This is a genomic window from Halobellus sp. (assembly GCF_042218505.1).
GTDB lineage: Archaea > Halobacteriota > Halobacteria > Halobacteriales > Haloferacaceae > Haloquadratum.
Window position 1 is genome coordinate 35,440 of record NZ_JBDGQZ010000006.1, and the last position, 23,843, is coordinate 59,282.

The following is a 23,843-nucleotide window of genomic DNA, read 5'->3' on the forward strand; positions in this document are numbered from 1 at the left end:
GCTCGTGCACCAATACGTCGAGAACCTCGTCGGGGACGTTCAGCGGTCGTTCCGCGAGGGGCTGTTGATCCCGGAAGCACCGAGAGACGCGCCGTTCCGGGTGAGCGCTGCCGCCGCGTCGATCGAAGGCGCACGGCCAGCACTCGCGGACGCGAAACTGTTTCGAGAGACCTCCCGCGCGTCGGTGTCGGAGCCGACGTCCTCTCTCGAGACGATCCAGGCGGGTGCCGAACGGCTGAGCGAACAGTACAATATCACATCGGCACACAGGGACGCCAGCCAGTACGTCGATGCGAACGAACCGCCGTCCTCGCGATCGATCGAAGGAACCCCCGCAGGGGAGCTCTACCGGATGGCTCTGGAACTTGCCGATGAACAGTTCTTTGAGAGACGGCGGGGCAGGTTGCAGCCGGCGAACCGGTGCCTCCGGGCGGCCGTCGGGTTAGCCGGAATCGAGACGTTCAGTACGGTTGTCGAGAAGATTCGAGCGGGCGAGTCCGGTGTGCCGAATTCGGTGACGCCGATCGTGAAAGCCTACGACGACGCCGTCGCCGCACTCCGGATAGTGCGGGGCGGTGCGCCTCAGAGGCTCCGGATCGAACTCGACTGGCCCGCGAGAGAGGTGTTCGACTACCAGATGAGCGAGGTCCACGAGGAAGTGACAGAGAGCGAAGGCGGCGAGGTTTCCACGTCGCTAGTCAGCGACGTGTACGGCGGACTCGTCCACACATACTATTATGCCACGTGCGTTCCGCCGGCGGCGGATCACCTCGTTTCGGTTCTTCAAGAAGCGTAGCGGGCGGACGTGTGCTACCAGTCGGTCTGCGGACGAGAGTGCCGGCAGTCTTATCGCATCGAAACGAACGTCAGGAAGACGACGGCGACGAACTGGAGCCCTCGCATCGCCAACACCGTTTGCTGTGCCAGGGTCGATCCGGTGTAGAGCATTCCCATACTGAAGAAGAAAAACAGCGCCACCAGATTCTCCACAGCGAGGACAGCGGCGAAACCGAGGAGTCCGAGCGTGAGGGGCGACTGAAACGTCTGGTAGTTGCGTCCCCAGACCACACTCACCACGACGAGGAGAGCGACGTTCACCACCGAAAGCGCGGCGGCGATGCTCAGGAGGGGCGTCATTCGTCTCCCTCTCGGCAGGCTTCTATCGGCTGTGCGACCGCGTCAGTCGGTGTGCGTATCATCGCTCTCGTCCTCCATCTCGAACTCCGCTCTATCGACGATTCGCCCGAACGTCTCTCTGTTCGCCTCGAACCGGTCAGTGAGAAAGTACAGTTCACCGTAGTCCTCGCCGCCGGCTTCGACGACATCGTGATCGAGAAGAACGTCGAGGTGGTGCCGGATCGTATTGTAGTCCACCTCCAGCGCCTCGGCAAGTTGGTTGGCGTTACGCGGTCGGTGGTCGAGAAGGCGAATGATGCGGGCCCGGTTCGCCCCGCCGCGTGTGCCAGCCAGTAGATACCAGAGTGCCTTCTCCATCGCAATGTGCGGGTCATTGAGGACGTGCTTATAAATTAGTCCCGATACGGGTTAGGGGCTGACGGTCTGGGAAACCCAACCCGTCGACCCGCTCGGGAACGCGTCCGACTGCTCCTTCGGTTGCACCGTTCCGGTGCCATCGATGGCCCTGACCACGACTTCGTGCTTCGACTCGGCCTGATAGACGTGCTTCCATTGTCGCCAGACGTCCGTGCCGGGAAGCGGCTCTGAAAGTTCGGCGTCTTCCCAGTTCGCCCCGCCGTCTGTCGAGACTTCGACGTTCTCGATTCCACGAGTTCCCGCGTAGGCGTGTCCGGCCACCTCGATGCGATCGTCGTCGAGCGTCGTGGCGCTCCACAGTTTGGCGACCGTATTCACCGGGCCGGTGCCGTGCCACCCGCGTTTCTCCCAGTATCCCTTGGCCTCCTTGTTCAGCAGTTCGATCTCCGAGACCCACTTCACGTTCGTCTCGCCCCAATGACCGGGAACGAGCACCCGCACTGGATGGCCGTGTGAAGTCGGCAGCGCCTGTCCGTTCATTCCCCAGGCGAGAAACGCGTCTTCGAGCGCATCGACCGGGAACTGCACAAAGTACCCGTCCTCTGCCCGCAGCATTGCACACCCGCAGGCGCCCTGTGGGTCGATCTCGTCGAGCAGCGGTTTCAGCGGCGTTCCCGTCCAGATGGCCGTATCGAGTTTCTTCCCGTTGAGCGATTCGCCGACGCAGCGCAGCGTGACGTAGCGGTGTTCGACGGACCGCTCGGTCAGTTCCTCGAAGTTGATCGTCCGCTCTGCACCGACTTCCCCGGTGAACGTCAGCGACCAGTCCTCTGGGGGCAGTTCCGGATCGAACTGCGCGATGTCGACGTTGTAGAAGGAGCCGACCTCGCTGACGAGTCCAGGCAGACCGTCGCCGGCGAACTCCAGCGACTGAGACTCGGCCTGTGTGAGCAACTGCTCCACCTCACCTGGTTCGGGGTCGGTATCGTCAGTAGCGGCTGGTTTGGGTGTCTGTGCCGGTTCGTTCACCACCGCGGGATCCGACCCTGTCTGCGCCGTCGCCTCGGAGTCGAGCCTCCGGAGCAACCCGGCCCCACCGGCCAGTATGGCGACTCCCACCGAGCCGATTTCGGCGAGGAGTACCCGCCGCTGCGACGAGGTGGGTGTGTCGCGGGCAAGATCTCCCATCACTGCTTCCAGCGTGACGAGCAGCGCGACCGGGATCGCCGCGCCGAGAGATTCGATCGGGAGATTCGTCAGCCCCGTGGTGACGCCCCAGGCGAGAACTCCTCCAAGCACAGGCCCCACGAGTCGGGGCCGAAGGTTCAACCGCTGTGCGCCGAGGAATCCAGCCAGGCCAGCCGCTCCGAGCGCCACAATCGCGGCGAAGACCGCAAGCGCGATGTGGAGCACGTGCGCCTCCGAGCCGACGTTTGTGATCATAAACGAGACGATGCGGCCGGGCGTCGATCTGACGACGAATGCATCGATCGGAGCGACGACAAACTGACGGGAGTACCCCGTCACAGCATACGACCCGGCGACCCCGCTAACACCGGCTGCGGCCACGAGTCTCAGTCGCCGATCTACGTCGATCATCCCGACATCTCGGTGCCAGTGGATTCGTTCATCTCTCTGTCTCGGGTCGCTGTCTGATTAGCGCTGTCCATCGAGCCGTTCATTGTCTCAGTTTCCATTGACTCGTTCATCGTCGCGGTTTTTATTGACTCGTTCATCGTCTCGGTGCCCATCGAGTCGTTCATCGACGACTCGGTTGACTCGCTGTCCATCGATCTGTCAGTACCCGTCCCGGCCGTCGTCTCCGTATCCATCTCGTCGTCACCGGCCGTCTGTGTCACCTGATCGCTACCGGTCGTGCACCCGGCCAGTGCAGCGACCGTCACTGTTCCGGCAGCTCGCAGTATTCGCCGTCGTGTGAGGTTGGTTCGGTCCATCTACGTGGATGGAGACCCGATACTCGGAAGTACATTTTTCAAGCTCGCTTCGGAGTCACGCCCGTATCCCCTCATGGTTTGTGCAAACTCTGTGCAAATTTCGTCCCAATTTCGCGGGACGCGGACGACCTGACTGCCTCGTACAGCAGTATTTTACGCTATGCGCACGTTTGTTCACTTATGCCCATCACTGACGACGACGGACTCCGTTCGGTACTGGACGGCGACACGGTGGCTGTGGTCGGATGTTCGACGACCGCCGGTAAAGCGGCCCACGACATTCCGGCCTACCTCCAGCGGCAGGGTTACGAAATCGTTCCGGTCAACCCCTTCGCCAATGAAATTCTCGGCGAGACGGCGTACGACTCGCTGTCGGACGTCCCGGAGTCAATCGACATCGACGTCGTTGACGTGTTCCGGCCGAGCGAGGAAACCGGCGACATCGTCGACGCGGCGATCGATCGCCACGAGGACGTCGGCGACGTCTCGTCGGTGTGGCTCCAACTCGGGATCACCAACGAGGACGCCGGCGACCACGCCGCCGAGGCTGGACTCGATTTCGTCCAGGATAAGTGTATGAAAGTCGAACACGCTCGGCTCGCCGGGTAAGTCTACGTCCGAGCGTCAGCGGCGCACTCCGATTACGCGTCCGATTCGCTCGCTCCGTCAGCCTCGCCGGAGTCGTTCGCCCGATCCGCTGCGGTAGCGTCGTCCGCCTCGGCCTCTGCGATGTGTGCCTCGGCGGTCACGGTGTCGACGTCGATTCCTTCCTGCTCGGCGAGTGTCTCGAGGATCGCCCGCATCTCCGCGGTTTCCTTCTCGAGCCGATCGACCCGATCGGCGGTGTCCTGGGTCGTCTCGCGCATCTCGACGATCTGATCCCGTAGATCGTTCAGCCGCGTGTAGACGTCTTCGGCCATCTCCGTCACTTTCTGGAGCTTCTTTGCCGTGCCTCCGAGTCCCATATGCTTTCACGACGCCCGGGGGTTGTGTGTGTTCCGGCTTTCGGACGTCGTGCTCGGCCCCCACCAGGTCAGAGCGCGTCCGGATCGACCCGGCCGACGATCCCACGGAGTCCACCGTAGGCGGCGAGCGAGGCGACGATCACGACTCCCACCGCCACGTACTCGGCCCCGCCACCACTCCCGATGGCGAGCCGAGCGGCGGCGTTGATGGGGCCGTTCGGGAACACCGCGGTTCCGCCGAAGACGACCAGAACGCCGATCGAGTAAAGAAACTGCGCGGCCCGGCGCTCGGGGGCCAACAGGGCCACTGCGGCACCGACAGCACAGACCAGAAGCGCCATCGCCGCCACCAACGCGAGCAGCGCCGGAACGTTCGAGACGTTGGTCCCGTTCAGTTCCAGCAGGAGCACCCACAGCGCGGCCTGCACGGGGGCGAGTCCGGCGGCCGCGAGGAGTTTGCCGTCGACAACGTCGGTCATCGAGACTGGTGCGACTCGCAGTAACTCCAAGGTTCCGCGGTCGATCTCCTCGGTGAGTGCGTCGACCGAGATCGACCCCGAAATGAACACTGGGAGGAAGAGCAACAGCGGGAGGAGTATCGTGTAGGTGAACCCGAAGTACGGGCTCGATGAAGTCTTCGGCGGCAACTCAAGCGGCAGGGAGTTCAGAGACGCCGCTCGCTGAGAGCGCTCCAGGTCCTCGAACGACCGCAGCACCTCACGCAGTTGGACCACGACCACCGTCGTCTGCACGTTGCCGTCGGGCGCGACCGCTCTCACGAACACCCGGTCGTCCCGGGTTTCTGCGATCAACACCGCGTCGATGCCGGTGCCCCGGTACTCCTGAAACGCCCGTAGCGCCGTTTCCTCGCTGCGGTAGTACTGCGCGTTGACGCCGCGAACCTCGCGTGCGGCCCGGATCAGGTCCTCCGACGCGTCGCCCGTTACGGCGACGTCGACCTCGGTCCCCTGAACCTGCCCGGGGTCGTACAGCGACACGAGGCCGACGACCAGGAACGACGAGAACGCCGCAATGAACAGTTGCAAGACCAGTGCGAGCATAATAGTCTTTTCTTTCCGGAGGCTCCCGAGTTCCCGACGGGCGATCGTCGGGCGCGGATCGGTCCGGTCACCCAAAGCGACTCACCACCGTGAGGTTGTACGCCGTATGCAGCAGGACGCTGCCGACGAACGCAACCGCGTACCACCTGAGGTCCCGCTGCGCCCCGAGTGCAGTCACCGCCGCGGTGACGACGTGTAACACCAGCGGCGCAAACAGCAACCCGGCGGCCGAAAACAGGCCGATCCCGGCGGGGGCGAAGGCGGCCTGCCCCAGCGCCAACTCCGGAAGCCCGACGACCTGCGCCACCGCGGTGAACTTCTCACCGACAAAGAACCCGAGCCCTGAGAGCGCGCCGAGGACGAGTGCGACGCGCCGCGTTCCGGGGAACGTCCCGCTCTCGAACGCGGCGTAGACGTGAAGGCTCTTGGCGACCTCTTCGATCAGGGCCACGACGAACAGCAACAGCGGGATCGTGAGCGACACCGGGAGCGCGAAGAGCACGGCGATGGCGAGTAGTTCCGCGACGAAGACGAACGGGATCGACAGCCCCGAGAGGATCGCGACGTCTCGCGGTCGCGACACCCGAGCGTCGAGCGCGTCGAGGAACTTCAGCGGGACCGGTCGCTGGGTGAACATATCCTCCTCCCGATAGATGCCGACGCCCAGCAGGAACAGCACGCCAGCACAGAGCGTGAAGGGTGCCGTCGCGAACAGGAATGCGTCCGGCGTCACCGACTGCAGGGGCTGGAGGTCGCGGACGACGACCGTCAGCGGCGAGATGAGTGCGATCGGCGTGACGTTCGCGAAGATGGCCGGCACGAACGTGTAGGCGGTCAGGACCACCGAGGCCGTGACCGTCACGAAGGTGAGTTCCTTGAACGACCGCGCGAACATCGCCCCGGCGAACGTCGCCGCCAGAAATACCAGGGCGATCGGGAGCACGGCCGCGACAGAGACGAGGCTCCCGCCGACACCGAGCGCGACGAGCGCCGTCAGCGCGATCATCGCCCCCAGATACGGCAGTGTCTTCCCGGCGACGATGTCGGCCGGTGAGATCGGTGCCACGAGCAGCAGTTCGCCGCGGCGGTTGATCCGCTCGTTGAGCATCGTACTGCCGTACGCCTGAACGACGAAGTTCATCGGGACCAGAAAGGCGAAAGCGAGGACGAGCGACCCGAACGGGAACGGCGGCTGGATCTCCGCAGGCGATCCCGACCCACTGCTGCCGAGCGGGTTGATACCGCCGAGTCCCGGAACGCCGAGCGGGCCGCTGCCCCCGTCGCCACCTGTTGCCGACCCGCTCCCGTCGTCAGTGGGCGTGACCGTCCCGCCGTCGCCTCCCCCGCCACCGCTTCCTCCGCCCCCGACGCCCCCGACACTCCCGTCATCTCCGTCGGTAACGGACTTCGGCAGTCCGTCGGCGCGCGAGACGTACTGGAGAACGACCACGACGGGGAACGCTGCGGAGCCGTTTTCCTGTGTGCGCATCAGTCCGACGTTGTACGAGCGAACCGCAGACCGGAACTCCGAGAGCGCCGCGCGCCCTTTCGGCGTGCCGGCGACGCGGACCTGGCCGTCGGTCACCAGGACATCGACATCGCCGGCGCGGAGCGCGTCGGGGTCGGGTTGCCTCGCTTCCAGCGCCACGCTTCGCTCGACTGGTGCGCGGTACGGGCTGTCGTCGGCGACGCCGACGCGATAGATGTCGCGGTCGAGTGCGACGCCGCCGGCTATGGCGCTTGCGCCGACCACCGCCCCAGCGAGGAGTAGCGCGACTACGCCGAGAGCGGCCGTCCGGCGATCGACGACGCCGGCTGAGCGCTCACTCTCCCAGCGGGCAATCCGCACGATCGCCGAGAGGTGTTCCCGAAGTGAGCGCGTCACTACTCGTGACTCCTGTTCGATGTGTCCGGGGTGGATCGCCCGCCGTCCGACGCCTGTTCCGCCGCTCCCTTCGGGGCCGCCGTCGCTGCCTCATTCGGCGCACGCCCGTCACCGCCCGCTGCCGCAGGAGGCATCCCGCTTGCCAGGTCGAGGAAGATGTCTTCCAGACTCTGCTCTCGCGTTCGAATGTCGACGACCTCTCCGCCGGCCGCTGCAGCGGCCTCCCGGACCGACTCCACGGCGGTCATATCGTCGACGACAGCGCGGTAGCGCTCCGCGTCAGCGCGGTGATCAATTGTTGCACCGTTGATAGGAACGGTCGTAAAGACGTGGTACGCGGTGGTTCCGTACTGCTCGCGGATCTCTGGGATAGTCCCCCGAGCGATGATCTCACCGCGGTTCATAATCACGATCCGGTCGCAGACGCTCTCGACGTGATAGAGGTTGTGTGCGCTGAATACGACGGTCTTGCCCTCGTCAGCAAGATCGCGCGTGAACTCCAGTACGTAGTTCGTCGTCAACGGATCCAGTCCGGACGCCGGTTCGTCGTAAATGAGGAGGTCCGGGTCGTTGACGAGCGAGCGGGCAATCGCGACTTTTCGCTTCATCCCCTTCGACATATCGCCGAGGCGGCGCTCGCGGTGTTCGAGTTCGAGTCGGTCGAGCGTCGATTCGGTCCGGTCGCGCGCGGCCTCGCGAGGGACGTCGTACAGATCAGCGAAGAACTTCAGGTACGACCGAGGAGTCATATCCTCGTACAGCGGGGATTCCTCCGGGAGAAAGCCGAGATCTCGCCGCATCTCCGGGTCGCCAGCGTCCAGACCGGCTACCTCGGCACGGCCCGCCGACGGCTCGACGAGGCCCGCTAACATCTTCAGCGTCGTCGTCTTGCCCGCACCGTTCGGCCCGACGATGCCGAAGATCTCGCCGGTGTCGACGCTGAAGTCGCTGCCGACGACGGCGGGGAAGTCGCCGTAGGTCTTTCTGAGTCCCTCGACACGTATCGTCGCCATTGTCGGACCGTCGGCGGCACCCCGAATAAAGCCGCCGGCGAGGCTATCAACCCTGAGATTGGATCTGACGATGACGGAAATACTCAAGTTACCGTCTGCGGAGATACAACCTGAGAGACAAGCGTGACAGACGATGGGGATGGGTCCGAGGAGTCGATCGCCCCCGACCCCGACGTGGCGGACCCGGGGTTCGACAGCGGTGCCGACGTCCCCGACGGGGATCCGCTCGACATCCCGCTTCCGTGGAACACGGTCCCAGATGAGGAGAGCACGGGCACGGCATCCAGCGACGACGTGTCTGATGCGGACCGAGGCGGAATCAGCGACACAACTGGGGGCGCGTCGCGACCGCAGGCGGTCCCGGAAACGTTCGAGGATCTCCGATTCGTCGGTCCGAAGACTGCGCCGCTTCTCGCAGAGTCGAACATCTCTGTCGCGGACATCTGGAAGAAGCGCGTCTCGTACCGCGACCTGACGGACGCAGGCGTCAATCGCGGTGTCGCCGCAAAGGTCCGTCGCGAGCACTCGCTCTCGTGGTCGCTCGACGGCGGGGGGACCGATCTGGACAGGCGCTCCGACCAGATCCGCGGCCTCGATGACGAAGAGCGCGCGTGGATCGCCGAGTCGTCCGGTTGGTCGGAGTCCGACTCGGACGCGGAAGCCGACGGATCGGGCGATGCGACTGCCGGTGAGGCCGCCTGGCAGGGTCACACGAGCGATTCGGATACTGGCGACGACGGTTCCGATTCCGACGAGTCGCCGTCGACGGCGGGCGAGGCGGCCTGGCGCGCTGGGGGAATCTCGGAGTCAGACGACGCCGACGGCGACGCCCGCGACGCGGAGTCGGCCTGGCGGGAGCGAAGCGCGCCGACTCCGTTGACCGCCGTAGAAGGCTTCGGCGACGACGTGGCGAGGATCCTCCGGAAGGCGGGGATCGGGTCCGTCCGACGACTCGCGACGGCGGATCCAGAGAGCGTCGCTGATGCGCTCGATGTCGACACTGACCGTGTGTGGTCGTGGCGGCAGCGCGCCCGCGACCACGACGCTGACGGGTGAGGCTGGTCGGATACGCGCCCGAACCGGGACGGAGAGGGCCGTGACCGATTTCGGGCGGTGAGCCCTCGGTAGCAAGTGATTTTGATCAAAGATTTTATGTGATCCGTTACCGGATCAGTTCACACGCACGCGGTAATCCGAGTGATCTCACAGTTATGCCTGATCCTTCCGCTCCGTCCGACGCTGAATCGACGAGCGCGACGCTTGACGCCATCTTCGACGTCGTCGCGACATCCGCGCCCGACATCAGAGAGGGGCTTCCGGGTCGCCGGGCGACCGTGGAGGGCGAGAACCCCTCCGGGGAGACGCAGAAGGAGGCCGACGTCTACGCCGACGACCTGTTCGAAGCGCGGATCGGCGAACTCGACGGCGTCGGGGTGTACGCCAGCGAGGAGCAACCCGATCCGATCGACGTCGGGTCGGGACTCTCTGTGTGCGTCGATCCGCTGGACGGGTCGTCGAATCTCGAACCGAACGCCGCGATGGGGACCATCGTCGCGGTGTACGACGGTGACCTCCCTGCGACTGGCGACCAGTTGGTGGGCGCGGCGTACGTCCTCTACGGGGCGACGACGACGATGATGGTCGCGCGTGACTCTCACGTCACTGAGTACGTCATCCACCCGGACGGCCAGTACCAGGTCATTCAGGAGGACGTCTCCATTCCCAGCGACCCCTCGGTGTACGGGTTCGGCGGTCGCGTGCCCAACTGGGTCGAAGAGTTCGAGGACTTCGCCGAGGACGTCGAATCGGACCCGTCGATGAAACTCCGCTACGGCGGAGCGATGATCGGCGACGTGAACCAGGTGCTCACGTACGGTGGGATCTTCGCGTATCCGACGCTCGAAACCGCACCCGAGAGCAAACTCCGCGTCCAGTTCGAGGGGTATCCAGTGGGCTACATCGTCGAGACCGCCGGTGGATCATCCTCGGACGGATCTCAGTCGCTTCTGGCGGTCGAAAAAGACGACCTTCACGCCCGGACCCCGGTGTACGTCGGCAATCAGGAGTTCGTCGACGACATCGAGGCCGCGCTTGCTGATCACGAATCATCGTAAAAACAGATATATAGTTTTCTCTGAAGATATATGCTGTCTAAGCAGAGAGTAACGAGGCCGATTAGTGGATAGAAGGGTACAAACAGTAAGTAAATAAATGCTCTAGCAGTTTTTACGAGTCACATTGAGCCCCTGATGATGTATCAAAACACAAAATTCGCGGGAGCGACGACGTCCGAATATGACCCCGAAACGGTGTTCGTCCTCCCGCTGTTCGGGTCGGTGACGGTTCCGATCTTCATAGGCGTCGGTGCGTTCTTTAAGAGCGACACCGACGATCAAGAACCGAAGCGACGAGACGATGATCCGGAGCGTCGGCCGCAAACCGTGACGCGAAGGTTCGACGACGTGGAACGACAGGTGGAAGCCCTCAGCCAGCAGGCCGACGCCGGAGGGCGGCGCATCGACGGCCTCGACTCCGAGCGGATCTGATCACTCGGTCGGGTCACTCGACGACGTGTGCCGTCTCGTAGTGCGTCCGGAACGCGAACCAGAGGCCGTGGCGACCGGGAACTCGCTCGCGCGTCTCGCCGTCGGAAGAGCGCAGTTCGTTGCGGCGGAGGGCCCAGCGCGTCCCTGATCGGTCGATGAGGGCGACGCCATCCTCGTCCGCGACGCGCTCGACCGCCGGATCCGGGGCCTCGTAGACGGCCACATCGTCGGTCGCATCGAGCGTTGCGACCACGCGACGGCCCGCCACCTCGCCGCCGACAACGCCGCTCTCCCGCTCGCGGAGGGCGTCGATGGGGACGACCCAGACTTCGTCCGCACTGTCGCCCGTGAGACCGTAGACTGAGGCCTTCTCGGGGAGCGGCCCGTCAGCGCGCTCGACGCCCGGTTGGACGACCTCCTCACGGTTCCAGTAATGCTCGAAGAAGCCGATGTCACCGTCGTAGTGCTCGTAGTTGTATTCGTAGCCCGTATCGATGTCGAGCGCGAGCGTATCCGGAGACTGAGCCTTCCAGTCTGCCCACTCGGTCTGCGTGACCGCGAACTGGTCGAGAACGAGATCCGGGTTCTCGCCGAGTTCCGGCCCGCCGATCGGCGTCCCGGCGTGCTGGTCCCAGATTGTCTCGGTCTCCTCGTCGTACATCACTTTGTTGCCGGACGCGAGCATTCCACTGTTGCCGAACGTCCGCACGTCGCGGGTAGATCGACCGGTATCATCCTCGTGTGCCCCTGGCCCGTCGCTGCTGGTCGGCAGTCGGCGATCGTAGAGAATCGGGGCGTTACAGAGCGTGCAGTAGGTGAGACTCACCGGAACGCCGTCGAGTTCGGCGTTCAGTAGCTCGTGCGGGAACAGCACCCATCGCGGCACGGCGTAAGCCGTCCCCTGGATTTCGAACCCGAAGACGAGGTGGTCGTCCTCGAGATAGCGTTCCGAGGCGTCGGCTCCGCCGTCCGTGCTATCGTCGGGTTCGGCGCTCGCGTCCACGGCGTCACCGGGGACGAACGTGGGCGCGTTCAGGGCCGCCAGGAACGAGCGATCGCAGTTGCCCCAGCGGATGTCGCCGATGTCGAAGTCTCGCGGGTCGCAGTCCAGGAGTCCGCCAACTGGCGGGAGGTACGAGTGATAGAGGCGGAGTTTCCAGTCGTCGAAGCCCGGCAGTGGATCGAACGCTTGCTGGGAGTACCACGTCTCCCACTCGACCCACGCGTGATCGGAGTCGAAGTTCCGATCCGTGAGCGTTGCGAGGGCGTCGCGAACGCCGGGCCAGCGAACCTCGGGGAGATCCAGGTACCGCGGCGGGTCCCGCTCTCTGAGGACTGCGGGGAAGCCGAAGGACTCCCAATCGTTGGCGATACTGTCGATCACGATCAGTTCGGCCAGGTGTGGAACGACCCGTTCGTCGCCCGCTTCGGCGAGCGCGCCGACCGCTTCGGCGTGAGCGCCAGCGTCACGAACCAGGAGCCGGTCAGTCAGTTCCTGCAGTCGCTCGGTGCTCGCTGACATCTATAGGTGAACGTCTGTATGGAGCGACAAAATACTATCTCCGTGAGTGGAGATGCCGAAATCGCACCGGTCGTCGATCGAAACGAAACCGAGTGCGTCTCGGGGGTGCCGACAGCGGCGGTTATAAGTGCCCGTTCTACTCAGTAACAGGTAATATGCCTGATCGCGACAGCGATGCCGTTCCTGACGGCGGCGTGGCACGCCCTGCGCCGGCCCGCGACGACCGCTCGGACTATCAGTACGTCTCCGAGTCGGTCGAACGACCGGACCTCGTGGATGCGCTCGACGCGCGAGTCACCGGGGAGGTCCGCTTCGACACGTACACCCGACAGATGTACGCCACCGACGCGAGCGCCTACGAGGTGACGCCCATCGGCGTCGTCTTCCCGATGTCGACAGCCGACGTGGCGAAGGTCGTCGGCTACTGCGCCGAGGAGGGGATCCCGGTCCTCCCCCGCGGCGGCGGGACGAGCCTCGCCGGACAGACAGTCAACGAAGCCGTGGTACTGGACTTTACGCGCCATATGGACGGCGTTCAGTCGATCGACCCCGACGCCCGGGAAGCGCGGGTTCAGGCGGGGACCGTTCTCGCGACACTGAACGACCGCGCGGCCGAGCACGAACTGACGTTCGGCCCTGATCCGGCCGCGGGCAACCGAAGTGCCATCGGGGGCGCAATCGGCAACAACTCGACTGGCGCGCACTCGCTTGTCTACGAGAAGACGGACCACTACGTCGAGGAGGTCGAGGCGGTGCTGGCCGACGGAACCGTCACCACCTTCGGCGACGTCGAGGTGGCCGAACTCCGCGAGCGAGCCGACCTCGATGGCGACGCCGAGGAACGCGTCGCCGCAGGAGTCGTCGAACTCCTCGACGATCACGGCGACGAAATCGAGCGGCGCTACCCCGAGATGAAGCGGAACGTGTCGGGATACAACCTCGATCGCCTGCACGCGGAGGCCGAAGGCGAGTTCGGCGAGGCGGGCGTGGTCAACCTCGCGCGACTGCTCGCGGGGTCCGAGGGCACACTCGCAGTCATCACGGAAGCCACCGTCTCGCTGGAACCGAAACCCGAGACGAAATCGGTCGCCCTACTGACGTACGACAGCGTTCTCGACACCGTCAGCGACGTCGTTCACGTCCTCGACCACGACCCCGCGGCCGTCGAACTCATTGACGACGTGTTGATCGGCCTGGCCGAGGAGACCTCCGAGTTCGAGGAAGTCGCGGGGAGACTGCCGGATCGGACGGAGGCCGCGCTGCTCGTCGAATTCTACGCCGACAGCGAGGAGGACGGAAGAGAACAGATCCAGGATCTGCTCGCTGATCGAGTCCCCGCGCGGAAGGCTGACGGCGGGGTCGACGCGGAGAGCGCAACGGCCGCCACTGCTTCGGAGTGCTACGCCTTCGACGCGCTGAAGGCGCACGACAAGGCGGACCGCAAAGAACTCTGGAAACTTCGGAAGTCGGGGCTCCCGATTCTCCTGAGTCGGACGAGCGACGCGAAACACATCAGTTTCCTCGAAGACTGCGCCGTCCCGCCGGAGCACCTCCCCGAGTTCGTCTCCGGCTTCCAGGACGTCTTGGACGAACACGACACGTTCGCGGCGTTCTACGCCCACGCCGGTCCGGGCGTCCTGCACGTCCGCCCGCTCGTGGACACGAAGTCCCAGCCCGACGTTGACGCGATGCAGGCCATCGGCGAGGCCGTCACCGACCTCGTCGTCGAGCTCGGTGGGTCGGTGTCGGGCGAACACGGCGACGGGCGCGCCCGAACTCAGTGGAACCGGAAACTGTACGGTGACGAACTCTGGTTCGCCTTCCAGGATCTCAAGACCGCGTTCGATCCCGACTGGCTACTCAACCCGGGACAGGTCTGCGGCGACGTCTCGCTCACGGAGAACCTCCGCTTTGACCCCGACTACGAGTTCGAGGCCGGCTTCGAAGCCGCGCTTGAGTGGGACAACGAGAACGGGATGCAGGGAATGGTCGAACTCTGTCACGGGTGTGGCGGCTGCCGAACCCAGCAGTCCGACGGCGGCGTGATGTGCCCGACCTATCGCGCGGCCGACGAGGAGATCACCGCGACCCGCGGCCGGGCGAATATGCTCCGGCAGGCGATGAGCGGCGACCTCCCGGACGACCCGACGGATGAGAAATTCGTCACCGAGGTGATGGACCTCTGTATCGGGTGCAAGGGCTGTGCGAACGACTGCCCGAGCGAGGTCGACCTCGCGAAACTCAAAGCCGAAGTCACGCACGCCTACCACGAGGAACACGGCTCCTCACTCCGCTCGAAGGTCTTCGCCAACGTAGACACCCTTGCCAGTCTGGGCAGCACGTTCGCGCCGCTCACGAACTGGGCGACGAAGGTCCCCGGCGCACGGACGATCCTCGAGCAGGCCGTCGGTATCGCGACCGAGCGGACGCTCCCCACGTTCGAGCGTGAGACGCTGCAGGACTGGTTTGAGGCGCGTGGCGGTTCACGAGTCGCCCCCGACGACGCCGAGCGTCACGCCGTCCTCCTGCCGGATACGTACACGAACTACAGCCATCCGGACGTCGGGAAGGCCGCCGTCGAAGTGCTCGAAGCCGCCGGGGTGTACGTCGACGTCGCGGAGGTGACAGACAGCGGCCGACCGGCGTTCTCGAAAGGGTTCCTCGACGTTGCCCGCGAGACGGCCCGGGAGAACGTCGACGCGTTCCTCCCGCGGATCGAGGATGGCTGGGACGTCGTCGTCGCTGAGCCGTCCGACGCGGTGATGCTGCAGTCGGATTACGGCGATCTGCTCTCCGGCCCCGACGTCGACACGCTACGGGCGAACAGTTACGGCGTCTGTGAGTACCTCGACACGTTCCGGCTGGACGACGACATCGAGTTCGACGCCCCCGAGCGCTCGGTCGCGTATCACGGCCACTGTCACCAGAAAGCGACGAAGAAAGACCACCACGCCGTTGGCGTGCTCCGCCGAGCGGGCTACCGCGTGGACCCACTCGACTCGGGGTGCTGTGGGATGGCCGGCAGTTTCGGCTACGAGGCCGAACACCACGCGATGAGCACGGCCATCGGGGAGACGCTGAAAGAACAGATCGACGACAGCGAGACGGAGTCGGTTGTCGCCCCCGGTGCGTCGTGTCGGACCCAACTCTCAGATCTGGATACGACCGTCGATCACGCACTGCTAGCCCGCGAGAACAGCGGACGCGAAGAGCCGCCGACACCGATCGAGGCGCTCGCCGCAGGGCTGGTGAGGTAACGTCGCGCGCAGAGACTCAGGTTTCAGTTCCGTCGGCTGGGACGCCGTCAGTGGTTTCAGTCTCTTTTATCGGGGCGGTCCCGCGGTAGAACAGCACGCCGCCGAGCAGGGTCAATCCACCAACTGCGAGCAACGGGACCGTGTAGCCGCTCGAGAGGTCCTGTAGGATGTTCAGCGCGACGGGGGTCATAAACGACGTCGCCGCCTGTCCGAGGGTGAACAGGCCGACGATGGCAGTCGCGTTCGCGGGCCCGAAGCGGCCGATAATGATCGGCGAAAAGAGCGGCGCGACGGTTCCGAGGCCGATCCCGAACAGGACGAGCAATGCGTACATCACGGGCCGAGAGCCCATCCACGGCAGCGCTGCCATCGCGAGTGCTGCCAGCGCGACACCGCTCGTCATCGTCACCCGCATTCCGATCCGGTCGCCGAACTCCCCGCTGGCCAAGCGGCCGGCAATGCTGACGCCGCCGATGATCCCGAACGCCGTCGCGGCGACCGATTTGTCGATCCCGTTTGCGGTGAGCACGCCGACGGCGTCGACCGAGAGGACGAAGTACCAACTCCAGAGGAACGAAAAGCCGGCGAGCGCGCCGATGAATCGCGGGTCGGTGAGTTTCGCGCGCAGCCACGAGATGTCGACCGGCGAAGCGTCGCCCCGACGGCCTGGCGGTCGGCGATACACCAGGCTGGCTCCGAGAACCACGACGGCGACCGTGCCACCGACGACGGTGAACGCGTTGCGGATGCCGGTTCGGGCCAGCAGCCAGATCCAGGCCGGTGGTAGCACCAGGATGCCCAGTCCGTTGCCGATCATCGTGATCCCCATCGCTCGGCCCTCGTACTGCTCGAACCACTGTGGGACCAGCGACACCACGATGACGAACATCGACCCGCCGGCCATTCCGACGAGCGCGAAGGCCACCACGAGGCCGACGTACGAGCCAGTGACCTGCAAAAGGCCGACGGCGGCGGCGAACCCCATACCGGCGACGGCGACGACGGGACGGAGCGGCACGCGGGCGATGAGGACGCCGATCAGCCCCCCGGCGACGTAGAAGGTGGCGGTGGTGATCGAGAACACCGACGAGACCTGCAGTCCCGAGAGTCCGAACGCGTCGGCGAGCGCGTCCGAGTAGACGGTAAAAGTAAAGATGAGGCCCCAATCGAGCACGAGGATGGTCAGGCCGAGTGCGACGATGACCCACCCAGTGAGGGAGTCGAGTGCCGCATCGTCGGCGTCGGTCATCGCACACCCTCCGGGAGGGTGCTCCGAGACCGGTGGCGATAACGCGTCATCTTCAGAATCTGGTGACTCGACTGTCTTGTATGGTTTGCTTTTCGGTGAGCCACCCGTTCACAGGACACGGGTGGAAATTCAGATATCACCGATGTAACCGGGTGACAGCCGGTAAAATCGGGGATCTGACCAAACTTTCATTAGTAATACGCCTTATTACACTGTATGGCACTCGAAGGCCAGTCACCGTACAGTATCGACGCGGACTGGAACAGCCTGTATATCGACGGCGAGTGGGTCGAATCGGAACGCGGGGAGAGCACGCCTGTCGAGGATCCCTCGACTCGGGAGGTCGTAGCCGAGGTTCCTGCGGGCACAAAAGTAGACGTCGACGACGCCTACGAAGCGGCCGTCGAGGCACAGGAGGAGTGGGCCGAACAGCCCCCCGCCGCGCGTGAACAGGCTGTCAAGGGTCTCATTCAGGCGCTCGAAGAGCACAAAGAGGAAGTCATCGAACTGAACACGGCCGAAATCGGCGGCATCCACGGCGTCGGCGAGACCGCGGTTCAGATCACGATGGACCACCTCGGCGAAGCCGCAACGCTCCCCCGGCGGATGAAGGGTGAGACGGCCGCCTCGAACATCCCCGGCAAGGACAACCTCGTCTACCGTGAACCTGAGGGCGTCGTCACCGTCATCTCGCCGTGGAACTTCCCGCTGAACCTCACGGCCCGCGCGCTCGCGCCGGCCGTGGCCGCCGGAAACTCGGTGGTTCTCAAGCCCGCGACCGATGCGCCCATCGTCGGCGGACTGCTCTGGGCGCGACTGGCCGAGGAGGCCGGCATCCCCGACGGCGTCATCAACGTCGTCACCGGCTCCGGTTCCGAGATCGGTGATCACCTCGCCAGCCATCCCCACAGCGACGTCGTCGCCTTCACTGGCTCGACAGAGGTCGGTCAGCACGTCGCCGGTCTCGCCGCGGAGAACCTCGCGGTCCCTGCGATGGAACTCGGCGGCAACAACGCCCACATCGTCACCGAGGACGCCGACGTCGACGAGGCTATCAACTCTGCGGTGTTCGGCTCGTTCATCCATCAGGGTCAGGTGTGTATCTCCATCAACCGCCACGTCGTCCACGAGTCGATCTACGAGGAGTACGTCGAGAAGTTGACCGAGCGCGCGGAGGCGCTCCCGGCCGGAAGCGCTCACGACGAGGTCGTCATCGGGCCCATCATCAACGAGTCCCAGCGCGACGAGATGCTCGACTACGTCGAACGGACGCTCGAAGCCGGTGCGACCCTCGAAACGGGTGGTGGGACCGTCGAAGTCGACGGTGTCGAGGACTCGCTCGTCGTCGAACCCACCGTGATCTCTGACGCGACGAACGAGATGGCGGCCGCCTGCAACGAGCACTTCGGCCCCATCGCGCCGGTGATTCCCTTCTCGGACGTCGACGAGGCGATCGAGATTGCGAACGACACCGAATACGGCCTGACTGGCTCCGTCCACGCCGGCGACGTCGGCGAGGGTCTCCAGATCGCAAAGCGGATCGACTCCGGAAACATCCACGTCAACGATCAGGGTATCAACGACGAGGCGCACGTCCCGTTCAGCGGCACGAAGGCGTCCGGCCTCGGCGGCTACAACAGCGACGACTTCCTCGAGGAAGTCACCGAGAAGAAGTGGATCTCACTGCAGCACGAACCGCGCGAGTACCCGTTCTGAGCCGCGATGCTTCAGGATGCAGTCTGTATCGTCGCAGGCGGCGGCAACGGGCTCGGTGAGGCCGCCGCGCACGAACTCGCCTCCCACGGCGCGCGGGTGGTCGTCAACGACCTCGGTGCGGCCGTCGACGGGACCGGAAGCGACGCGTCAGTTCCCGAGGCGGTCGCGACCGACATCCGCGAGAGCGGTGGCACGGCGATCGCCCACCACGGCGACGTAAGCGACTTCGAGTACGCGGAGACGCTGATCGCGGACGCGGTGGCCGAGTACGGCCGTCTCGACTTCGTCTGCAACTTCGCGGGCATACTCCGCGACGGCATCAGTTACAAACTCACCGAAGCGGACTGGCACGACGTTATCGAAACCAACCTCACCGGGCAGTTTGCGCCGCTTCGCGCGGCCGGCGCGCACTGGCGGGAGATGGCCGACGATGGCGACGAGGCGTTTGAGCGAGAACGATCGTACCTCGCGGTCAGCGCCGGTGCGGCCCGCGGCAGTCTCGGACAGGCCAATTACGCCGCCGCAAAGGCGGGCGTCCTCGGGATGGTGCGCTCGGCTTCGAACGAACTGCTCCGATCCGGCGTCAGAGTCAACGCGCTGGTACCGAACGGGTACACTCGGATGACCGAGACCGTTCCCGAGGAGCACCGCCCATACAGCCGCGAGGAGATGCCGCCCGAGAACGTCGCCCCGCTCGTTGCGTACTTGGCAAGCGAGGCGAGCGCGGGAATCACGGGCTGTACGCTGTACGCCGGTGGCGACCGCGTCGGCGTCCTCTCGGACCCGGCGATGGAGGCGGTGGGCGTCGAACCAGCAGGCTGGACGCTCGACTCGCTCGCAGCACACTTCCGGGAGGACGTCGCCGCCGCCGTCGACCTGTCGCGCACCGAGAGTCACCTGTAGGTGCGCCTTCGCTGGGTCCCCTCCCGGCCGGGACTCAAACGGGTGTCTGGCTCCTCTGAACGCATCTGTCTCACGGGTCTCTATCTCCGAGTATTACCGCGTCACTGACAGACCTGACGCGCCGGACGTGCCTCGCGACAATCGGGACCGCAGCCGTCTCGCTGTCTTCGGCCGGGCGTCTGGGGGTTAATTCCGGAGCAACGACTCCGGAACGGTCGCGGCCGGTGCCGGTCGAGAGTGGACGATATGCGTCCGTTCTCTCGGGACGGGTCGGCACGGCGGCATCGACGCCGACTCGAACGCCCGTACCGACCGATCTGAAATCGATCGAGTGGATCACGGGCTTTGACGTCCGCCCCGTCGGCAGGTGGCAGAGTGTCGGTCTCGAAACGCGACGTGACCGCGACCCCCCGGTATCGGCCGGGAACGGAACCTTTTATCACCGATTCCGACCAACTCGGTGGTATGCGATTCGTCCGTTACGACGACAATCAGCTCGGACTGCTCACAGACGACGGCACCGGCGTAATCGACCTCACCGATCGCCTGGGGCTCGAGAGCGACGAACCGCTCGTTGAGTACATCGAGGGCGACTACGACGCGTCCGAATACGAGGACGCAGACCCCGATCACAACGTCGACGCCGTCGACGTCGGTTCGCCGGTCGGCCGTCCGGGCAAAGTCATCGCCGCGCCGCTGAACTACGAGAACCACATTGAGGAGGCCATCTCCGATACGGACATCACCACCGACGAGTGGTTCTCGATCAAGGACAAGGGGTACTTCCTGAAAGCGCCCTCCAGCGTCGTCGGCCCGGATCACGGGATCGAACTGCCGTTCGACGACCGCCGCACCGACCACGAAGTCGAACTCGCGTTCGTGATGGGCGAGGAGACCAAGGACGTCTCCGCCGAGGAGGCGTGGGACCGCATCTTTGGGTATACGATTCTCCTCGACATCTCGCTCCGCGGCGATCAGGACCGCTCGAACCGGAAGTCCTACGACACGTTCACCGTCATCGGCCCGTGCGTCGTCACGGGCGACGAGATCGACGATCCGCAGGACCTCCAGATGGAACTCGAACTCAACGGCGAGCGCCGCCAGTACGAGAACACCGGCGATATGGTCTACACCTGCGCCGATGTCGTCCAGTACGCCTCGCTCGGTGCGACGCTCGAAGTCGGTGACGTCATCACCACCGGCACGCCCGAGGGCGTCAGCGAACTGCACGACGGCGACACCATCGACGCCGAGATCGAGGACGTCGGCTCGATGACCGTCGACGTCACCGGCCGCGACGTGAGCTACGCCGACGCGAACGTCCAGAAGGGCGGGCAGGAGTAGGCTGCACTCGGCGCGCTCTGCGCTCATCGCTCTTTTTCTGGCCAAGTGACCGGTGAGCTCCCCGCGGCGCGTCGACCGAAAGGTAGGCTTAAGAAAGACCGTGACAATCCACGTGGTAGTCAATGTCACTACTCGAAGTGGACGCCATCGACGTCGCGTACGGCAACGTACAGGTTCTCTGGGACGTGAGCCTGGAAGTCGACGAGGGCGAGACGGTCGCGCTCCTCGGCGCGAACGGCGCAGGGAAGACGACCACGCTGAAGACCATCTGTGGGGACCTTTCGCCGATGAACGGTGAGATCAGGTACAACGGCGAGCAGATCGGCAATATGCCGCACGAGGAAGTCGTGTCTAAAGGCGTCGCACACGTCCCCGAGGGGCGCGAAGTGTTCACCGAAAGCACAGTCCGCGAGAATCTCGAACTCGGCGCGTATCTCGACCGGTCCCGGATGCAGGATCGACTGGATCGGATCTACGACATCTTCCCGCGGCTCGAAGAACGCAAGAAACAGCGCGCTGGGACGCTCTCCGGCGGAGAACAGCAGATGCTCGCGATCGGCCGGGGACTGATGAGCGAACCCGACCTCCTCCTGCTCGATGAGGCCAGCCTCGGACTCGCACCCGTTCTCGTCGACGACGTCTTCGAGGCCATCCAGCGGATCAACGAGGATGGAACGACTGTCCTCCTCGTCGAACAGGACATATACAACGCCCTCCGCGTCGCTGATCGCGGCTACGTCATCAAGACCGGCGAAATCGCGCTCTCTGGGACCGCTACGGAACTCGCTCAGGACAAGCGGGTCGAAGAGTCGTACCTCGGTGCGTGAGCGACGGCCTTCGGCCGGATGCACGAGTCTGCTCCGCTTCCGTGACACTCCTCAGCCGATAGTCGCGTTTGCACGTCGCATTTGTGCCCTTTCTTGCCGCATTTCTCGGCACTAGACGGTCCACCAACCGGAGCAAGCACTTCGAGGACGTTTGATTCAAAACCCGGGATGGTTTCGGTCAGTCGTTTGCGAGGTCCGCGTCGACCTCGTCACCCACCGCGTCGGCGTCGGCGGTCTCTTCGACGAGATACTGTTTGACCAGACCGTAGAGCCCCGAGGGAAGAAAGATGATGAACAGGATAATGAACAGTCCCTCGACGGCCGAGGAGAGGCCACCGACGAAGGCCGACAGGCCGTTGTCGAGGAACAGGAACAGCAGGGCACCGAAGAACGGCCCCGCGAACGTTCCCATCCCGCCGAGGATGACGACAACGAGCGAGTCGACGGTCCACGAGACTGCGAGCGTCGACTGGGGATTAATGTACAGCGTGTGGTGCGCGTAGAGCGCGCCCGCGATCCCCGCGAAGAACGACGAGACGACGAACGCGTACATTTTGTACTTCAGCGGATTGACGCCGAGGCTGCTCGCGGCGTCCTCGTCATCGTGGATCGCCTTCATTCCCAGGCCCGCCGGTCCACGGACGATGTAGTACGAGACTACGACAGTGAGAACCGTCGCGAGCAGAGTCAGAAGGAACATCACATCGCCGTGTGAGATTGTCTCGCCGAGGGAGAGGTCGGCGTTGACGTAGTAGCCGGTCGCGCCGCCGGTTAGGTCACGACGGTCGAGCATCACCAACTCGACGACCGCCGCGAGCGCCAGCGTTCCAATCGCGAAGTAGTGACCGGACAGTCGGAAGACGATCGGCCCGAGGACCAACGCGATGAGCGCCGAGGCGAGACCGCCGAGTAGAATCGCCACGAGTAGCGGCATATCCAGCGCCGCCGGAAAGCCGGCGGCCGTCGGCGTCGTCAGCCACGCGGAGACGAACGCCCCCATACCGAAGAAAGCGGCGTGGCCCAGCGAGATCTGGCCTGCGTAGCCGGCGAGTAGGTTCCACGAAATGCCGAGCATCACGTAGACGAGTCCGGTCAGAACGAGTCCCGTCAGCGACTCTGTCGTCGAGAACGGCACCGCCGCGAGCGCGAGTACGGCGACGACACCGAGCGCCTGGATCCGGCGGTCCTCCGCGAGCGAGCCACCCGGTGCACGCTTGAGGAGGCTCACGAGCCACCCCCCGAGCCGAAGAGGCCCTGCGGTCGCACCAGGAGCACGCCCAAGAAGATCAGGAGGCTCACGACGTTACGGTAGCCCCCGCCGAGGAAGAGCGCGCCCAGATTTTCCGAGACGCCGATGACGATGCCACCGACAAGCGTTCCGAGGACGCTCCCGACACCCCCGAGGACGACCACCGCGAACGTCGTCAACAGGTACGACCAGCCGACGTACGGGTCGATGGGGAAGATCATCGACAGAAGCGCGCCGGCCGCCCCGGCAAGCGCCGTTCCGATTCCGAGCGTGATGACGTAGATCCGGTCGGTGTCGATCCCCATATACTTCGCTGCAGTCCTGTTCTGTGCCGTCGCGCGGATGGCCTGTCCGGTCTTCGTGTACTGGAGCAGCGCCCACGTCGCCACGATGAGGAGCACCGAGACGACGAACGTTACAGTCCGGGGCAGTGACAGGAACACGAATCCGAAGTCGAAGCCGTTCCCCGGGATTCCGAGGTCGGCCGTTCGGGCGTCGCCACCGAGGATGATCCGACCTACGTTCTGTAGAATCAGCGCGAGGCCGAACAGCACGATGATCGGCTGCTCTAACCCCTCGTCGACGACGTACTGCAGGAGCACCTTCTGCAGGAACACGCCGAATCCGAACATAATCGTGATTGCGAGGAACATCCCGATGAGCGGCGTGATACCGGTTGCTGCGAACACCAGGATGGCGATGTACGCGCCGACCATCAGCATATGGCCGTGCGCGAGGTTCACGACATCCATAATCCCGAACACGAGCGACAGTCCGAGGGCTGCGAGGGCGTATATCCCGCCCAGCAGAAGCCCGTTTGCGACTGACTGGATGACGAGGTCGCTTGCGACCATTGT

Annotated in this window: 22 protein-coding genes; 10 read left to right on the forward strand and 12 right to left on the reverse strand. The window is 64.7% G+C overall.

The annotated features are described in order from the left end of the window. Positions 1 to 4 precede the first annotated feature (4 nt). Entirely contained in the window at positions 5 to 796 is a 792-nt protein-coding gene (locus tag ABEI27_RS01550) for a hypothetical protein (protein ID WP_375797656.1), read from the forward strand. Positions 797 to 846: 50 nt separating this feature from the next. Here ABEI27_RS01550 and ABEI27_RS01555 read toward each other — a convergent pair whose 3' ends face one another. From ABEI27_RS01555 to ABEI27_RS01570, 4 genes are read right to left on the reverse strand one after another with little or no spacing between them, the layout of a single operon-like run. Next, a complete protein-coding gene (locus tag ABEI27_RS01555) occupies positions 847 to 1,137 on the reverse strand; it encodes a hypothetical protein (protein ID WP_375797657.1) in 291 nt (96 codons plus the stop codon). A gap of 42 nt (positions 1,138 to 1,179) precedes the next feature. After that, complete coding sequence (locus tag ABEI27_RS01560) at positions 1,180 to 1,494, reverse strand: winged helix-turn-helix domain-containing protein (protein WP_375797658.1); 315 nt, start codon at positions 1,492 to 1,494, stop codon at positions 1,180 to 1,182. A gap of 51 nt (positions 1,495 to 1,545) precedes the next feature. Then, positions 1,546 to 3,093: a molybdopterin-dependent oxidoreductase gene (locus ABEI27_RS01565; RefSeq protein WP_375797659.1), complete on the reverse strand. Its 1,548-nt coding sequence runs from the start codon at positions 3,091 to 3,093 to the stop codon at positions 1,546 to 1,548. After that, on the reverse strand, positions 3,090 to 3,398 hold the full coding sequence (locus tag ABEI27_RS01570; RefSeq protein WP_375797660.1) for a hypothetical protein: 309 nt from the start codon (positions 3,396 to 3,398) through the stop codon (positions 3,090 to 3,092). Before ABEI27_RS01570 ends, ABEI27_RS01565 begins: the two co-directional genes overlap by 4 nt. Positions 3,399 to 3,629: 231 nt before the next feature. Here ABEI27_RS01570 and ABEI27_RS01575 point away from each other — a divergent pair, with 231 nt between their 5' ends. Next, complete coding sequence (locus ABEI27_RS01575; protein ID WP_375797661.1) at positions 3,630 to 4,058, forward strand: CoA-binding protein; 429 nt, start codon at positions 3,630 to 3,632, stop codon at positions 4,056 to 4,058. Positions 4,059 to 4,090: 32 nt separating this feature from the next. On the opposite strand, the gene ABEI27_RS01580 is transcribed toward ABEI27_RS01575, so the two are convergent. From ABEI27_RS01580 to ABEI27_RS01595, 4 genes are all read right to left on the reverse strand, one after another. Then, a complete protein-coding gene (locus tag ABEI27_RS01580) occupies positions 4,091 to 4,414 on the reverse strand; it encodes a DUF5798 family protein (RefSeq protein WP_375797662.1) in 324 nt (107 codons plus the stop codon). A 68-nt stretch (positions 4,415 to 4,482) separates the two neighbouring features. After that, positions 4,483 to 5,550 (reverse strand): ABC transporter permease, encoded by a 1,068-nt coding sequence (locus ABEI27_RS01585; protein WP_375797663.1) that lies wholly within the window; start codon positions 5,548 to 5,550, stop codon positions 4,483 to 4,485. Then, positions 5,543 to 7,360: an ABC transporter permease gene (locus tag ABEI27_RS01590; RefSeq protein WP_375797664.1), complete on the reverse strand. Its 1,818-nt coding sequence runs from the start codon at positions 7,358 to 7,360 to the stop codon at positions 5,543 to 5,545. The genes ABEI27_RS01585 and ABEI27_RS01590 overlap by 8 nt, the downstream gene beginning before the upstream one ends. After that, entirely contained in the window at positions 7,360 to 8,373 is a 1,014-nt protein-coding gene (locus ABEI27_RS01595; protein ID WP_375797665.1) for an ABC transporter ATP-binding protein, read from the reverse strand. Before ABEI27_RS01595 ends, ABEI27_RS01590 begins: the two co-directional genes overlap by 1 nt. A 123-nt stretch (positions 8,374 to 8,496) precedes the next feature. On the opposite strand from ABEI27_RS01595, the gene ABEI27_RS01600 reads away from it, so the two are divergent. From ABEI27_RS01600 to ABEI27_RS01610, 3 genes are all read left to right on the forward strand, one after another. Then, entirely contained in the window at positions 8,497 to 9,429 is a 933-nt protein-coding gene (locus tag ABEI27_RS01600; RefSeq protein WP_375797666.1) for a helix-hairpin-helix domain-containing protein, read from the forward strand. Positions 9,430 to 9,584: 155 nt separating this feature from the next. Beyond that, positions 9,585 to 10,487: a class 1 fructose-bisphosphatase gene (locus ABEI27_RS01605; RefSeq protein WP_375797667.1), complete on the forward strand. Its 903-nt coding sequence runs from the start codon at positions 9,585 to 9,587 to the stop codon at positions 10,485 to 10,487. 138 nt (positions 10,488 to 10,625) lie between these two features. Further along, positions 10,626 to 10,919 carry a hypothetical protein gene (locus tag ABEI27_RS01610; protein ID WP_375797668.1) on the forward strand — a complete coding sequence of 98 codons (294 nt, stop codon included), beginning with the start codon at positions 10,626 to 10,628 and terminating at the stop codon, positions 10,917 to 10,919. Between the two features lie 13 nt (positions 10,920 to 10,932). Here ABEI27_RS01610 and ABEI27_RS01615 read toward each other — a convergent pair whose 3' ends face one another. Next, positions 10,933 to 12,441, reverse strand: a complete 1,509-nt coding sequence (locus ABEI27_RS01615) for a DUF3179 domain-containing (seleno)protein (RefSeq protein ID WP_375797669.1) — start codon at positions 12,439 to 12,441, stop codon at positions 10,933 to 10,935. A 155-nt stretch (positions 12,442 to 12,596) separates the two neighbouring features. On the opposite strand from ABEI27_RS01615, the gene ABEI27_RS01620 reads away from it, so the two are divergent. Next, positions 12,597 to 15,698 (forward strand): FAD-binding and (Fe-S)-binding domain-containing protein, encoded by a 3,102-nt coding sequence (locus ABEI27_RS01620; RefSeq protein ID WP_375797670.1) that lies wholly within the window; start codon positions 12,597 to 12,599, stop codon positions 15,696 to 15,698. A gap of 16 nt (positions 15,699 to 15,714) precedes the next feature. Here ABEI27_RS01620 and ABEI27_RS01625 read toward each other — a convergent pair whose 3' ends face one another. After that, positions 15,715 to 16,947, reverse strand: coding sequence for an MFS transporter (locus ABEI27_RS01625; RefSeq protein ID WP_375797671.1), 1,233 nt, complete (start codon positions 16,945 to 16,947; stop codon positions 15,715 to 15,717). 216 nt (positions 16,948 to 17,163) lie between these two features. Between ABEI27_RS01625 and ABEI27_RS01630 the strand changes: the two genes are divergently transcribed. From ABEI27_RS01630 to ABEI27_RS01645, 4 genes are all read left to right on the forward strand, one after another. Beyond that, positions 17,164 to 18,663, forward strand: a complete 1,500-nt coding sequence (locus tag ABEI27_RS01630) for an aldehyde dehydrogenase family protein (RefSeq protein ID WP_375797672.1) — start codon at positions 17,164 to 17,166, stop codon at positions 18,661 to 18,663. Between the two features lie 6 nt (positions 18,664 to 18,669). Further along, on the forward strand, positions 18,670 to 19,566 hold the full coding sequence (locus ABEI27_RS01635; RefSeq protein WP_375797673.1) for an SDR family oxidoreductase: 897 nt from the start codon (positions 18,670 to 18,672) through the stop codon (positions 19,564 to 19,566). A 465-nt stretch (positions 19,567 to 20,031) separates the two neighbouring features. After that, positions 20,032 to 20,910, forward strand: a complete 879-nt coding sequence (locus tag ABEI27_RS01640; protein WP_375797674.1) for a fumarylacetoacetate hydrolase family protein — start codon at positions 20,032 to 20,034, stop codon at positions 20,908 to 20,910. 122 nt (positions 20,911 to 21,032) lie between these two features. Continuing rightward, positions 21,033 to 21,737: an ABC transporter ATP-binding protein gene (locus ABEI27_RS01645; RefSeq protein WP_375797675.1), complete on the forward strand. Its 705-nt coding sequence runs from the start codon at positions 21,033 to 21,035 to the stop codon at positions 21,735 to 21,737. A gap of 178 nt (positions 21,738 to 21,915) precedes the next feature. On the opposite strand, the gene ABEI27_RS01650 is transcribed toward ABEI27_RS01645, so the two are convergent. Next, on the reverse strand, positions 21,916 to 22,965 hold the full coding sequence (locus tag ABEI27_RS01650; RefSeq protein ID WP_375797676.1) for a branched-chain amino acid ABC transporter permease: 1,050 nt from the start codon (positions 22,963 to 22,965) through the stop codon (positions 21,916 to 21,918). Next, positions 22,962 to 23,840: a branched-chain amino acid ABC transporter permease gene (locus tag ABEI27_RS01655; protein WP_375797677.1), complete on the reverse strand. Its 879-nt coding sequence runs from the start codon at positions 23,838 to 23,840 to the stop codon at positions 22,962 to 22,964. Before ABEI27_RS01655 ends, ABEI27_RS01650 begins: the two co-directional genes overlap by 4 nt. Positions 23,841 to 23,843 lie beyond the last annotated feature (3 nt).

What these genes read in the sequence shown, in the direction of transcription:
- ABEI27_RS01555 (WP_375797657.1), bottom strand. Translation starts at nt 1,137, where the DNA reads ATGACGCCCCTCCTGAGCATCGCCGCCGCGCTTTCGGTGGTGAACGTC.
- ABEI27_RS01560 (WP_375797658.1), bottom strand. Translation starts at nt 1,494, where the DNA reads ATGGAGAAGGCACTCTGGTATCTACTGGCTGGCACACGCGGCGGGGCG.
- ABEI27_RS01565 (WP_375797659.1), bottom strand. Translation starts at nt 3,093, where the DNA reads ATGATCGACGTAGATCGGCGACTGAGACTCGTGGCCGCAGCCGGTGTT.
- ABEI27_RS01575 (WP_375797661.1), top strand. Translation starts at nt 3,630, where the DNA reads ATGCCCATCACTGACGACGACGGACTCCGTTCGGTACTGGACGGCGAC.
- ABEI27_RS01580 (WP_375797662.1), bottom strand. Translation starts at nt 4,414, where the DNA reads ATGGGACTCGGAGGCACGGCAAAGAAGCTCCAGAAAGTGACGGAGATG.
- ABEI27_RS01595 (WP_375797665.1), bottom strand. Translation starts at nt 8,373, where the DNA reads ATGGCGACGATACGTGTCGAGGGACTCAGAAAGACCTACGGCGACTTC.
- ABEI27_RS01605 (WP_375797667.1), top strand. Translation starts at nt 9,585, where the DNA reads ATGCCTGATCCTTCCGCTCCGTCCGACGCTGAATCGACGAGCGCGACG.
- ABEI27_RS01610 (WP_375797668.1), top strand. Translation starts at nt 10,626, where the DNA reads ATGTATCAAAACACAAAATTCGCGGGAGCGACGACGTCCGAATATGAC.
- ABEI27_RS01615 (WP_375797669.1), bottom strand. Translation starts at nt 12,441, where the DNA reads ATGTCAGCGAGCACCGAGCGACTGCAGGAACTGACTGACCGGCTCCTG.
- ABEI27_RS01620 (WP_375797670.1), top strand. Translation starts at nt 12,597, where the DNA reads ATGCCTGATCGCGACAGCGATGCCGTTCCTGACGGCGGCGTGGCACGC.
- ABEI27_RS01625 (WP_375797671.1), bottom strand. Translation starts at nt 16,947, where the DNA reads ATGACCGACGCCGACGATGCGGCACTCGACTCCCTCACTGGGTGGGTC.
- ABEI27_RS01630 (WP_375797672.1), top strand. Translation starts at nt 17,164, where the DNA reads ATGGCACTCGAAGGCCAGTCACCGTACAGTATCGACGCGGACTGGAAC.
- ABEI27_RS01635 (WP_375797673.1), top strand. Translation starts at nt 18,670, where the DNA reads ATGCTTCAGGATGCAGTCTGTATCGTCGCAGGCGGCGGCAACGGGCTC.
- ABEI27_RS01640 (WP_375797674.1), top strand. Translation starts at nt 20,032, where the DNA reads ATGCGATTCGTCCGTTACGACGACAATCAGCTCGGACTGCTCACAGAC.
- ABEI27_RS01645 (WP_375797675.1), top strand. Translation starts at nt 21,033, where the DNA reads ATGTCACTACTCGAAGTGGACGCCATCGACGTCGCGTACGGCAACGTA.
- ABEI27_RS01655 (WP_375797677.1), bottom strand. Translation starts at nt 23,840, where the DNA reads ATGGTCGCAAGCGACCTCGTCATCCAGTCAGTCGCAAACGGGCTTCTG.